The organism is Xanthomonas sp. WHRI 6108, from assembly GCF_040202385.2.
GTDB classification, from domain to species: Bacteria; Pseudomonadota; Gammaproteobacteria; order Xanthomonadales; family Xanthomonadaceae; genus Xanthomonas; species Xanthomonas arboricola.
This window is the reverse complement of record NZ_CP168198.1, coordinates 4,495,931-4,508,976: the sequence shown is the minus strand read 5'-3', so window position 1 is coordinate 4,508,976 and position 13,046 is coordinate 4,495,931. Positions and strand designations below refer to the sequence as shown.

The 13,046-nt window shown below is 67.8% G+C and carries 10 protein-coding genes; 7 read left to right on the top strand and 3 right to left on the bottom strand.

What is annotated here, in order from left to right:
* Positions 1-7: 7 nt before the first annotated feature.
* The 7 genes from ABQ039_RS18990 to rpmG all read left to right on the top strand — a co-directional run bounded on the left by ABQ039_RS18990 (position 8) and on the right by rpmG (position 9,674).
* Positions 8-1,828 (top strand): DUF885 family protein, encoded by a 1,821-nt coding sequence (locus ABQ039_RS18990; protein ID WP_349778590.1) that lies wholly within the window; start codon positions 8-10, stop codon positions 1,826-1,828.
* A 528-nt stretch (positions 1,829-2,356) separates the two neighbouring features.
* Positions 2,357-2,740 carry a hypothetical protein gene (locus tag ABQ039_RS18985; protein WP_016902720.1) on the top strand — a complete coding sequence of 128 codons (384 nt, stop codon included), beginning with the start codon at positions 2,357-2,359 and terminating at the stop codon, positions 2,738-2,740.
* A gap of 55 nt (positions 2,741-2,795) precedes the next feature.
* Positions 2,796-4,067, top strand: coding sequence for a TolC family protein (locus ABQ039_RS18980; RefSeq protein ID WP_349778649.1), 1,272 nt, complete (start codon positions 2,796-2,798; stop codon positions 4,065-4,067).
* 209 nt (positions 4,068-4,276) lie between these two features.
* Positions 4,277-5,548, top strand: coding sequence for an efflux RND transporter periplasmic adaptor subunit (locus tag ABQ039_RS18975; protein WP_349778650.1), 1,272 nt, complete (start codon positions 4,277-4,279; stop codon positions 5,546-5,548).
* A gap of 326 nt (positions 5,549-5,874) precedes the next feature.
* Complete coding sequence (locus tag ABQ039_RS18970; RefSeq protein ID WP_349778651.1) at positions 5,875-9,054, top strand: CusA/CzcA family heavy metal efflux RND transporter; 3,180 nt, start codon at positions 5,875-5,877, stop codon at positions 9,052-9,054.
* Between the two features lie 202 nt (positions 9,055-9,256).
* Positions 9,257-9,493 (top strand): 50S ribosomal protein L28, encoded by a 237-nt coding sequence (gene rpmB, locus ABQ039_RS18965; RefSeq protein ID WP_002809459.1) that lies wholly within the window; start codon positions 9,257-9,259, stop codon positions 9,491-9,493.
* Positions 9,494-9,506: 13 nt separating this feature from the next.
* Entirely contained in the window at positions 9,507-9,674 is a 168-nt protein-coding gene (rpmG, locus tag ABQ039_RS18960; protein WP_002809462.1) for a 50S ribosomal protein L33, read from the top strand.
* 341 nt (positions 9,675-10,015) lie between these two features.
* Here rpmG and ABQ039_RS18955 read toward each other — a convergent pair whose 3' ends face one another.
* The 3 genes from ABQ039_RS18955 to ABQ039_RS18945 form a co-directional block, all read right to left on the bottom strand.
* Positions 10,016-11,038: an amidohydrolase family protein gene (locus tag ABQ039_RS18955; protein ID WP_184458347.1), complete on the bottom strand. Its 1,023-nt coding sequence runs from the start codon at positions 11,036-11,038 to the stop codon at positions 10,016-10,018.
* 234 nt (positions 11,039-11,272) lie between these two features.
* A complete protein-coding gene (locus ABQ039_RS18950; RefSeq protein WP_349778652.1) occupies positions 11,273-12,328 on the bottom strand; it encodes a 4-oxalomesaconate tautomerase in 1,056 nt (351 codons plus the stop codon).
* The gene (locus ABQ039_RS18945; protein WP_047130083.1) at positions 12,321-12,992 is read right to left on the bottom strand and encodes a 4-carboxy-4-hydroxy-2-oxoadipate aldolase/oxaloacetate decarboxylase; all 672 of its coding nucleotides are present in this window, start codon (positions 12,990-12,992) and stop codon (positions 12,321-12,323) included. The genes ABQ039_RS18950 and ABQ039_RS18945 overlap by 8 nt, the downstream gene beginning before the upstream one ends.
* Positions 12,993-13,046: the final 54 nt, after the last annotated feature.

Sequence of the window (13,046 nt, the reverse complement as noted above, 5' to 3'; positions counted from 1 at the left end):
CCCGCACGTGACATCTCCTCTCGCCGCCGCACTTTCGCTCGCCCTGCTGGGCGCAAGCTTCGCCGCCACCTCGGCGCAGGCCGCCGCACCGGCACCAGCGGCGCCCGCCACGCTGACCGCCGAGCGCCCCGCCGATGCGCGCTTCCGCGCCATCTACGAAAAAGAGTGGAACTGGCGCCAGGCCGAGACCGGCCAGGCCGACGAAGACAGCGACACCACCGGCGACAACACCCATCTGCCCGATGTCGGCCCGGCCGCGCAGCAGGCGCGCCTGGCGGTATGGGACGGCGTGCTCAAGCAGCTCGACGGCATCGACCCGAAACAGCTCTCGCCCGCCAACCAGGTCAACTACGCCATCTACCGCCCGCAGGTGGAAAACCTCGCCGCCGAGGTGCGCCTGCGCCTGTACGAGATGCCGTTCAATTCGGACAGCTCGTTCTGGTCCAATCTCGGCTTCATGGCGCAGCGGCCGATGAAGACCGCTGCCGAGTACCGCGCCTATATCGCGCGCCTCAACGATGTGCCGCGCTACTTCGATCAGCAGACCGCCAACATGCGCGCCGGCCTGGCGCGCGGGTTCAGCGTGCCGCGCGCGGTGCTGGATGGCCGCGACGTTTCCATCGCCACCGTGGCCGATGTCAAAGACCCGACCGCGTCCAGCTTCTACGCGCCGTTCAAGCAGCTGCCGGCGCAGATCCCCGCTGCCGAACAGGCGCAGTTGCGCGAACAGGCCAAGGCCGCGCTGAGCAATGCAGTGCTGCCGGCCTACAGCAAGCTGCTGAGCTTCTTCCGCGACGAGTACATGCCCAAGGCGCGCACCACGCTGGCGGCCGAAGCGCTGCCCGACGGCAAGGCGTTCTATCGCCAGCAGATCCGCGAATACACCACGCTGGACCTGGCGCCGGAGCAGATCCACAAGATCGGCCTGGACGAGGTGGCGCGCATCCAGGCGCAGATGGACGCGATCATCAAACAGGTCGGTTTCAAGGGCAGCTTCGCGCAGTTCCTGAGCTTCCTGCGCACCGACCCGCAGTTCTATGCCAAGACCCCGCAGGAACTGCTCGATCGCGCTGCGTGGATTTCCAAGCGGGTGGACGGGCAGGTCGGCAGGTTCATCGGCACGCTGCCGCGCGGGCGCTTCACCATCAAGCCGGTGCCGGACGATATCGCCCCGTTCTGGACCGCCGGCCGCGGCGGCGCCACCACCTACTGGGTCAACACCTACAACCTGCCGTCGCGGCCGTTGTACAACCTGCCGGCGCTGACCCTGCACGAATCCTCGCCCGGGCATTCGCTGCAGGGCTCGCTGGCGCTGGAGCAGGGCGACCAGCCGGCGTTCCGCCGCGAAAACTATATCTCCGCCTACGGCGAAGGCTGGGCGCTGTACACCGAAAAGCTCGGCCAGGAGATGGGCATCTACGAGACCCCGTACGAGGAATTCGGCCGGCTCACCTACGAAATGTGGCGCGCCTGCCGGCTGGTGATCGACACCGGCGTGCACCACGACGGCTGGAGCCGCGAGCAGGCGCTGGCCTACCTGCGCGAGCGCACCGCGCTGAGCGAGCACGAGGTCACCACCGAGGTGGACCGCTACATCTCCTGGCCCGGCCAGGCGCTGAGCTACAAGCTGGGCGAGATCAGCATCGTCAAGCTGCGTGCCGAGGCCGAACAGGAGCTGGGCGACCGCTTCGACATCAAGGCCTTCCACGACGCGGTGCTGAAGCAGGGTTCGGTCACCTTGCCGGTGCTGGAGCAGCAGGTGCGCGCCTTCATCGCCGAGAGCAAGGCGCGCCCGGCAACGTCCAAGCCCAGCGCTGCCGCGCCCTGACCCTGGCCACCGGTCCGCTCCACGTAGGAGCGGACCCGGCCGCGACGTTGTCCCCGACCCCGTCCCCGACCCCGGCGCCGGCGCCGTCCTGGCTTCGATCCCAGTTCCAGGTAATCGTCGGCAGCTTCTCGCCCTCCCGGGCGCTGTCTGCGATCAACCAGCATGTAGGCGGAGTGCCATCGCGCTGACCAGGACGGCGTCGCGGCCATGTCCGCTCCTACAACCGCCCGTGTTGCTGCGTCGCGCCCGCCTGTTGCGCCTGATGGCGCTGGCCAAACGGTCCGCTCCACGTAGGAGCGGACCCGGCCGCGACGCTGTCCCCGACCCCGGCGCCGTCATGGCCTCGATCCCAGTTTCAGGTAATCGTCGGCAGCTTCTCGCCCTCCGGGGCGCTGTCTGCGATCAACCAGCATGTAGGCGAAGTGCCATCGCGCTGACCAGGACGGCGTCGCGGCCAGGTCCGCTCCTGCGATGCTGCGCGGCAGGCATGCGATTGTGTAACTGCCCTGGCCCCGATAGGCTGCGCCCATGCTGCTGCGTCGCGCCCGCCTGTTGCACCCCTTGCTGCGCCTGATGGCGCTGGCGGTGCTGGCCATGGGCGTACTGGTCGCACCGGTGGCCTGCGCGCTGGGCGATGTGCATGCGCTGGCGCACGACCAGATGCACCTGGAAGACACCGCGCCGCACGGCCATGACGGCGCCGACGAAGGCGATGCCGGCGAGCGCGATGGGGCCGGCCTGATGCACGCCCTGATGCATAGCGGCTACTGCCACGGCCAGAATCCGGCCGTCTTGCCGGCGCTGGCCTGGCTGCCGTTGTCCACGCACACGCAGGCCCAGCCCGTGGCCGTGCTCGCGTACTACCGCTCGCACCTGAGCGAGACCGGATTGCGTCCCCCGATCGCGGCCTGATGCATCGCCGGCAGCTGCCGGCCTGTCCATCGATCCCGATTCCGGAGACACCCTCATGTGGTTGCGACTGACGGCACTTGCCGTCTTCGCGGTCGTGCCGTGCGCCATGGCGCAGGACGTACCGCCCAAGCCCGTGCTGACGCTGGACGACGCCATTGCGCGCGTCGCCCGGCAGCACCCCGACCTGCGCCTGGCCGATGGTCAGCGCGCGGTCCTCACCGCCGACGCCGAGCGCGACGCGCTGCGTCCGCCGTTGCGCATCGGCGCCGAACTGGAAAACGTGTTCGGCAGCGGCCCGACCCGCGCGCTGGACCAGGCCGAACTCACCGTCACCCTGGCCGGCGTGCTGGAACGGGGCGGCAAGCTGGACGCGCGCCGCACCCTGGCCCAGGCACGCATCGACGCACTCGCCCCGCAGCGGGCGCTGGCGCGGCTGGACGTGCTGGCCGAAGTCGCCCGGCGCTATCTGGCCATCGGCATGGCCGCGCAACGGCATGCGGCCGCGCTGGAAACCCTGGCCCAGCGCCAACGCACCGTCAGTGCCGCGCGCCAGCGTCTGCAGGCCGGCGCATCGCCCGAATCGGTGCTGCTGACCGCCCAGGCCCTGCAGGCGCGGGCGGAACTGGAGCGCGATCGCGCGCAGCAGGAACTGCTGGCCGCGCGCCGCCAGCTGGCGGTGTTGTGGGGGCAGCGCACGCCAGACTTCGGCGATGTCACCGGCGACCCATTGCAGCTGCCGGCGGTTCCCGAGTTCGAGGTGCTGGCGCAGCTGCTCGATGCCACCCCCGAACTGGCGCGCTTGAACGGTGAGCAGCGCGTGCGCGAGGCGCGGGTGCGGCTGGCACGCAGCCAGGCGCGTCCGGACCTGGACTGGCAGGTGGGCGTGCGCCGGCTCGAAGCCAACGATGCCACCGCACTGCTGGGCAGCGTTTCGCTGGCGCTGGGCAGCGCCGCGCGTGCGCAACCGGAGATCCGCGCCGCCGAAGCGGAGCTTTCGTTGCTGGAGATCGAACGCCAATCGCAGGCACTGGCGCTCTACACCACGCTGGCCGACGCGCATGGCCGCTACCGCGCCGCGCAGTTGGAAGTGGCGCGCATGCGCAGCGATGTGCTGCCCGCACTTGCGCGCGCCGATGCCGCCGCCGAGCGCGCGTACCGCGCCGGCGCCACCAGTTATCTGGACTGGGCGCAGCTGCAGGCACAGCGCAGCGATGCACGCCAGCAGCAACTGGCCGCCGCATTGGAAGCGCAGACCGCATTGATCGAGATCCAGCGCCTGACCGGGCAGCCGTTCGTGGCCGACAGCACTGCGCAGGTGGGGCCATGAGCGCTACCTCCGCTGCGCGTTTTCGCCCTGCCTGCCTGCATCCGCGTGGATCTGCTGCGCCGGTATCGGCCTCGACGCTTGCAACCGCATCGGCATCCAGCAGTCGCCAAGTGCTGCTCGCGCCTACCGCGCCTACCGCGGATCCAGCACAGACCATCTTCGTTCGTTCGCCCGACGCACTGTGCCGGCGCCAACCAGGACCAATTTCGATGAAAAGTTTTTTGATTGTGCCGCTTGTGCTGGCGCTGCTGCTAAGCGGCTGCGGCGGCAACAGCGGCAACAGCGAAGAAGCCCATGACCACGCAACGCCCGGCGCCGAGGGCGACGCCGACGCACATGGCGAGGAAGCCGAAAAAGGCGCGCACGGCGGGCGCCTGCTCGAACAGGGCGGCGACAGCGTGGAGCTGGCGATTGCCGAAGACGGCACACCGCCGACCTATCGCGCCTGGCTGTACCGCGACGGCAAGCCCTTGCCGCCCAGCGCCGGCAGTGTCGAAGTCCGCCTGACCCGGCTCGGCGGCGCCAACGAAGTGCATCGATTGCGCGCACGCGACGATGGCAGCCTGTTGGCCGACAGCACGGTCGGCGAGCCGCATTCGTTCGATGTGGAAGTACGCGCCACCGTGCAGGGCAGGTCGCATCGCTGGGCCTATCCCAGCTATGAAGGGCGCACCACCATCGCGGCGAAAATCGCGCAGGACGCCGGCATCCGGGTCGCGCCGGTCGGTCCCGGCAGCATCGCCGACCAGCACGAAGTGCAAGGCCTGCTGACGCCGGCAGAAGGTGCGCAGGCGCAGGCCACCGCACGCTTCCCCGGGCCGGTGCGCAGCCTGCGCGTCAATGTCGGCGACCAGGTGCGCGCCGGCCAGGTGCTGGCCACGGTGGAGAGCAACCTGAGCCTGACCACGTATTCGGTCAGCGCGCCGATCAGCGGCACCGTGCTCGCCCGCAACGCCAGCCTGGGCAGCAACGCCAGCGAAGGCCAGGCGTTGTTCGAGATTGCCGACCTGTCGAGCCTGTGGGTGGATCTGCACATCTTCGGCGCCGATGCCGGGCACATCACCGCCGGCGCACCGGTGACGGTGACCCGCATCAGCGATGGCGTGGTGGCGCAGACCACATTGGAGCGCGTGTTGCCGGGCACGGCCACCGCGAGTCAGAGCACGGTGGCGCGCGCGGTGTTGCGCAACAGCGATGGCCTGTGGCGGCCGGGCTCGGCGGTGAAGGCGCGGGTGACGGTGGCGCAGCAGCCGGCGGCAATGGTGGTGCCGGTGGGGGCCTTGCAGCAGTTTCGCGACTGGGAGGTGGTGTTCGTGCGGGTGGGGGATGTGTACGAGGTGCGGCCGGTGAAGTTGGGCGCGCGCGATGCACAGCAGGTGCAGGTGGTGTCGGGTCTGACCGCGGGTGACGCGGTGGTGGTGGTGCAGAGTTATCTGGTGAAGGCCGATATCGAGAAGTCGGGGGCATCGCATGATCATTGATCGCTGCGCTTCCGGTTTGCGTCTGCCTCGACCGCAAGCGCGTGCTTGCGCACAGTTCATCCATTCTTCGGTGAAACGTTTTTTACGTCATCCACGCACTCACGGCGCCGGCGATCACGCCAGCAACAGCGTGAGAGTCTGCGCTGCGAAGGTCGGATGCATCGGGGGCGATCGCGATAGCGGCGAAGGTCGGGATCCTCTCTGTGGTGCTGCTGTCGGCCGACGGCAGCCCGCTGCGATTGCACAGGCGTCGTGCGTGCGTACGCACGCACTGATCGGTGTGGCTGCGCACGCCATTGCGCCGAGTGTGCGCGGAGGTGCGCGTCATGCTCACTAACATCATTCGGTTCGCGATCGCGCAGCGGTGGTTGATGCTGGCGTTGACGGCGGTGTTGATTGCGATCGGGGCGTGGAGTTTTTCGCGCCTGCCGATCGATGCCACCCCGGACATCACCAATGTGCAGGTGCAGGTCAATACGGCCGCGCCGGGGTACTCGCCGTTGGAGTCGGAGCAGCGGGTGACGTTTCCGCTGGAGACGGTGCTGGCGGGCTTGCCGGGGCTGGAATCCACACGCTCGTTGTCGCGCTACGGCTTGTCGCAGGTGACGGCGGTCTTTGCCGATGGCACGGACCTGTATTTTGCGCGGCAGCAGGTGGCCGAGCGGCTGCAGCAGGTCAAGTCGCAACTGCCGGCCGAGTTGGAGCCGCAGCTGGGGCCGATCGCGACCGGGCTGGGCGAGATCTTCATGTACACGGTCGAAGCCAAACCGAATGCGCGCAAGCCCGATGGCAGTGCGTGGACAGCCACCGATCTGCGCACCCTGCAGGACTGGGTGGTGCGCCCGCAGTTGCGCAATGTGCCCGGCGTCACCGAGGTCAATACCATCGGCGGCTATGCGCGGCAGATCCACATCACCCCGGATCCGGCACGCCTGGTCGCCCTGGGTTTCACGCTGGACGATGTGGCCCGCGCAGTGGAAGCCAATAACCGCAATATTGGCGCCGGCTATATCGAACGCAACGGCCAGCAGTTCCTGGTGCGGGTGCCGGGGCAGGTGGACGATATCGCGCAGATCGGGGCGATCGTGCTGGATCGGCGCCAAGGCGTGCCGATCCGGGTGCGCGATGTGGCGCAGGTCGGCGAGGGGCGCGAGTTGCGCACCGGTGCGGCCACCCAGGACGGCACCGAGGTGGTGCTGGGCACGGTGTTCATGCTGGTCGGCGCCAATAGCCGCACCGTGGCGCAGGCCGCCGCGCAGCGCCTGGAAGTGGCCAATGCCAGTTTGCCGGCCGGCGTGCAGGCGGTGCCGGTCTACGACCGCACCGCGCTGGTGGACCGCACCATCGTCACCGTCGCCAAGAACCTGATCGAAGGCGCATTGCTGGTGATCGTGGTGCTGTTCCTGCTGCTGGGCAATGTGCGCGCGGCCCTGATCACCGCGGCGGTGATTCCGCTGGCGATGTTGTTCACCCTCACCGGCATGGTGCGCGGTGGCGTGTCCGGCAACCTGATGAGTCTGGGTGCGCTGGATTTCGGCTTGATCGTCGATGGCGCGGTGATCATCGTGGAGAACTGCCTGCGCCGCTTCGGGCAAGCGCAATTGCGGCTGGGGCGGGTGCTCGAGCGCGACGAGCGTTTCGAACTGACCGCCGAAGCCACGGCAGAGGTGATCCGGCCCAGCCTGTTCGGCCTGGGCATCATCACGGCGGTGTATCTGCCGGTGTTCGCACTCACCGGCATCGAAGGCAAGATGTTCCATCCGATGGCGATCACTGTTGTGCTGGCGCTGACCGGTGCGATGCTGCTGTCGCTCACTTTTGTCCCCGCAGCGATCGCCTTGTTGCTCGGCGGCAAGGTGGCCGAGCAAGAGAACCACGCGATGCGCTGGGCGCGCGGTGTGTATGCGCCCTTGCTGGATCGCGCGCTGCGACACGGCCGTTGGGTCGGTGTCGGTGCGGTGGTGGCGGTGGCGCTGTGCGCGGTGTTGGCCACGCGCCTGGGCAGCGAGTTCATCCCGAACCTGGACGAAGGCGACATCGCGCTGCACGCCTTGCGCATTCCCGGCACCAGCCTGGAACAGGCCATCACCATGCAGTCCACGCTGGAAAAACGCATCAAGCAGTTTCCGGAGGTGGCGCATGTGTTCGGCAAGCTTGGGACTGCCGAAGTGGCGACCGATCCGATGCCGCCGTCGGTGGCCGATACGTTCTTGATCATGCATCCGCGCGCGCGGTGGCCGGACCCGCGCAAACCCAAGGCGCAGTTGGTGGCCGAGATCGAGGAAGCGGTGAAGCAGCTGCCCGGCAACAACTACGAGTTCACCCAGCCGATCCAGATGCGCATGAACGAGCTGATTTCCGGCGTGCGTGCGGATGTGGCGATCAAGGTCTACGGCGATGACCTAGACACGCTGGTCAAGCTGGGGCAGCGCGTGCAGGAAGTCGCCAGCACGGTGCCGGGTGCGGCCGACGTGAGCCTGGAACAGGCCACCGGCCTGCCGATGCTGGCGGTGGTGCCCGATCGCGCCGCGCTGGCCGGGTACGGGCTCAATCCCGGCGTGGTGCAGGACACGGTGTCGGCGGCGGTGGGCGGGCAGGCGGCCGGGCAATTGTTCGAAGGCGACCGCCGGTTCGACATCGTGGTGCGCCTGCCCGAAGGCCTGCGTCAGGACCCGACGGCGCTGGCCGATCTGCCGATCCCGCTGCGTGGCGATGGCGAGCGCGCCGATGTCGACGAATCCAGCCGCGCGGCCGGCTGGCGCAGTGGCGAACCGACCACGGTGCCGCTGCGCGAGGTCGCAAAGGTACAAACCGTGCTCGGGCCCAACCAGATCAATCGCGAAGACGGCAAGCGCCGCATCGTGATCACCGCCAATGTGCGCGACCGCGACCTGGGTGGATTCGTCGCCGAGGTGCAGCAGCGTGTGCAGGCCGAGGTCGTGCTGCCCACCGGCTACTGGATCGGCTACGGCGGCACCTTCGAGCAACTGATCTCCGCCGGCCAGCGCCTGGCCTGGGTGGTGCCAGGCACCTTGCTGCTGATCTTCGCGCTGCTGTACTGGTCGTTCGGTTCGCTGCGCGATGCGCTGGTGGTGTTCAGCGGCGTGCCGCTGGCGCTGACCGGCGGCGTGGTGGCGCTGGCGCTGCGCGGCCTGGCGTTGTCGATCTCCGCCGGTGTCGGCTTTATCGCGCTGTCGGGGGTGGCGGTGCTCAACGGCCTGGTGATGATCGCCTTCGTGCGCAGCCTGCGGGCCGGGGGCATGTCGCTGGAGCAGGCGCTGCGCGAAGGCGCACTGAGCCGCCTGCGCCCGGTGTTGATGACGGCGTTGGTGGCCGCACTGGGCTTTGTGCCGATGGCCTTCAATGTCGGCGCCGGGGCCGAGGTGCAGCGCCCACTGGCCACGGTGGTGATCGGCGGCATCGTCTCGTCGACCTTGCTGACCCTGCTGGTGCTGCCGGTGCTGTATCGCTGGCTGCACCGCGAGCGGGCGGGGAGTGCGGGCTAAGTGCTTGCGGCACATAGGAAAGCCGTGCATAATGCGCGGCTCGCTGTGCCCGGATCGCTCCGGATGGCGGCACCCAGCGCGATGGGGTTGCCGGCTTGTTCCCAGCGTAAGTTCTTGATTCCCAACGTTGCGTGGCAGCTTGACGCTGTCGGGGCCGCCGCTCCCCAGGCTATGGGTGGCAATTCATTTATCGAGGTGCGTAATGTCCCGCGTATGCCAAGTGTCCGGCAAGCGTGTGCAGACGGGTAACAACGTCTCCCACGCAAACAACAGAACCCGTCGTCGCTTCCTGCCCAACCTGCACGAGCGCCGCTTCTGGGTCGCCAGCGAGAACCGTTGGGTGAAGCTCCGTGTCTCCGCGCATGCATTGCGCACCATCGACAAGAACGGGATTGATGCCGTTCTGAAAGAGCTGCGTGCGCGCGGCGAAAAGGTCTGAGGAGTAAGCAGTCATGGCAAAAGGCAAGCGTGACAAGATTCGTATGATTTCCTCGGCCGCTACCGGCCACTTCTACACCACGGACAAGAACAAGAAGAACACTCCGGGGAAGATGGAAATGATGAAATACGACCCGGTCGTGCGTAAGCACGTGATGTACAAGGAAGGCAAGATCAAGTAATCCACCGATTACCCGATCTGCATCCAGGCAAACACCCGCCGCAAGGCGGGTGTTTGCGTTTGAAGAGTGTTGCGGGGGTGATCGCAACAATGGTCGGCGTGCACTCCCCTTTCCCTTCGGGAGAGGGGTAGGGGTGAGGGTACGGGGCGAGGCCACTCGCAAGCGAAACGTCGTTTTTCCGATTGCACGCTCCGTCAGTCGCTGGCAGTTCGAGGCGAAGCAGCCGGCGTTTCACTTCTGAAGGCGCGTGGCGACGCGTTTGACATCGCAGACGGTGACCGCTCTGCGAGGCGCCACTCATCCGCCCCTGCGGGGCACCTTCTCGGGCAGATAAGAAAGAGTTACAGCCCGCGCGCACGCAATTGCGCATCCAGGCGTGGATACACCCGTCGCGCATTGCCTTCGAATACCTTGCGCTTGTCGGCGTCGGAAATCGCCAAGGCATCGATGTAGCGCTTGGTGTCGTCGAAATACTGGCCGGTCTGCGGGTCGATGCCGCGCACCGCACCGACCATCTCCGAGCCGAACAGGATGTTGTCGATGTCGATGACCTCGAACAGCAGATCGATGCCGGGCTGGTGATACACGCAGGTGTCGAAGAACACATTGCGCATCACATGCGTGGACAGCGGTGGCTTGCCGAGCATGTCGGCCAGGCCGCGAAAGCGGCCCCAGTGATACGGCACCGCGCCGCCGCCGTGCGGGATGATGAAGCGCAAGTCCGGGAAATCAGCGAACAGATCGCCTTGGAGAAACTGCATGAACGCGGTGGTATCGGCATTGAGATAATGCGCGCCGGTGGCGTGGAAGTTGGCGTTGCAGCTGCCCGACACATGCACCATCGCGGGCACGTCGAGCTCGACCATCTTTTCGAAGAACGGATACCAGGCGCGATCGGTTAATGGCACGCCGTTCCAGTGGCCACCGGATGGGTCGGGATTGAGATTGCAGCCGACAAATCCGAGTTCGGTGACACAACGTTGCAGCTCGGCGATCGACTGGGCGATCGGCACGCCCGGCGACTGCGGCAACTGGCACACGCCGATGAAGGTCTGCGGATACAGCTGCACCACGCGCGCGATCAGGTCGTTGCAGTGGCGCGTCCACACCTGGCTGACTGCTTCGTCGCCGATATGGTGCGCCATGGTGCTGGCGCGTGGCGAGAAAATCGTCATGTCGGCACCGCGCTCGCGCAACAGGCGCAACTGGTGCTGTTCGATGCTTTCGCGCAATGCGTCGTCGGAGATGGACGGATACACCGGCGCGGGCAAACTCGGATCGTCGTACTGCGCGATCTGCGCCTTGCGGAAGGCATCGTGCGCCGCGGGCGCGGTGGTGTAGTGGCCGTGGCAGTCGATGATCATGGCAAGGGTCTTGTTGAGGCGGCGGGATCGGTGAGCAAACGGCCACGCGCGCGAAAGGCTGACCCGCCCGGTGCGCGGAACCTACAGGTGCCCACGTCGGGTGTGGTGCGCGCATGGATGCTCACGCGCACGTCGCTGCGGCACGCGGTGTCGGCCACGCCGCGCGGCAGGCGCAGGTCGTGGGCCGGGCATGGCCGATGGCGATCGATCCAGCGTGGTGGCGCATCCATCCGCTCAGCCATACAACTGCCCATCGAACAGCTTGCGTGCAGTGCGCAGCACGGCGGTGCGCACCACCTCGCCGTGCGAATCGACTGTGATCACGCAGCTGCTCGCACCACTGGGATGCTCGACCTCCAGCTGCTGGGTGGTGCCGCCAGGCAGCTGCGCCAGGGCATGCGCGGGTGAGCCGGGCAGCAGGCAGGCAGTGGCCACGGTGACGGCGCCGAGCACGCCGATCGAGGCGTGGCAGCGGTGCGGAATGAACGAGCGCACGCTGATCGCGCCGCCGTGGCGCGGGGCGGCGACCAGCATCATCTTGGGCACGGTGGCGTCGGCAACATCGCCCAGCTGCATCAACGGGCCCGCCTGCAAACGAAGCGATTCCAGGCGGGTTTTCAGTGCGTCGTTTGCCTCGAGGGTGGCGCGGTCTTCATAACCGCTGATGCCCAGATCGCTGGCGCGCAGCACCACGCAGGGCATGCCGTTGTCGATCAGCGTGACCTCCACGCCCTCCAGGGTATCGACGCTATTGCCGGTCGGCAGCAAGGCGCCACAGGAGGAGCCGGCGATGTCGGCAAATGCCAGCGCAATCGGCGCAGCGGTGCCGGGCACGCCGTCGATGCGGGCGTCGCCGTCGTAGCGCACCTGGCCACCGGGCGTCTGCACGCTGGCGGTGGCCAGCGTGCCGGTGTTGCGCATGAAGATGCGCACCTCGGTTTCGCCATCGCGTGCCGGCAACAAGCCCCGCTCCAACGCGAAGGGGGCAACGCCGGCCAGCATGTTGCCGCAGTTCTGCGCGTCGCTGACCTGTGCCTGTCCCACCGACACCTGCAGGAACAGATAGTCCACGTCAGCATCGGCGCGTGCCGAGCGCGATACCACCGCGACCTTGGAGGTCAGCGGGTCGGCGCCGCCCATGCCGTCGATCTGGCGGACATCCGGCGAGCCGTAGGCGCGCAGCAGGAAGGCATCGCGTGCGGCGCGTTCGCCCGGCAACTCGTCGGCCAGGAAAAAGCCGCCCTTGGAGGTACCGCCGCGCATCCACATCGCGCGGACCTGCTCAGACATAGCGCAGGCCCTTGGCCGCCAGCCGCTCGCGCATGGCATAGATGTCCAGGCCCAGTTCGCCGCGTGCCAGGCGCTCGCGTTTGCGCAGTTCGCGCGCTTCGCGTGCCTGCGCTTCGGCCAGCACCGCGGCGGCGCTGGCGCGCGGTACCACGCACACGCCATCGTCGTCGGCTACCACCACATCGCCCGGCTGCACCAGCGCGTCGGCGCAGACCAGCGGCACATTGACCGAGCCCAGCGTCTCCTTGATGGTGCCCTGCGCGCAGATGGCGCGGCTCCAGGCCGGGAACTGCATCGCCGTGAGGTCGCGCACATCGCGTACCCCGGCATCGATGATCAACCCGCGGCAGCCGCGCGCCTGCGCCGAGGTGGCGAGCAGGTCGCCGAAATAGCCATCGCAGCAGGCGCTGGTCGGGGCGACCACCAGCACATCGCCGGGCTGCAGTTGCTCGATGGCCACATGCATCATCCAGTTGTCGCCGGGCGGGATCGACACGGTGACGGCGGTGCCGGCGATGCGGCAGCCGGCGTAGATCGGGCGCAGGCGATGGTGCAGCAGGCCGCTGCGCCCCTGCGCCTCGTGCACGGTGGCTACGCCGGCCTGCGCAAGCCCGTCGACGACGGCCAACGGGGTGCGCGCGATCCGGGTGACGACCTGGCTCATCCATCCATCCTCGTTAGGCGTGCACCGAGTCTGTGCGGCGAGCGCCTGCTGGCT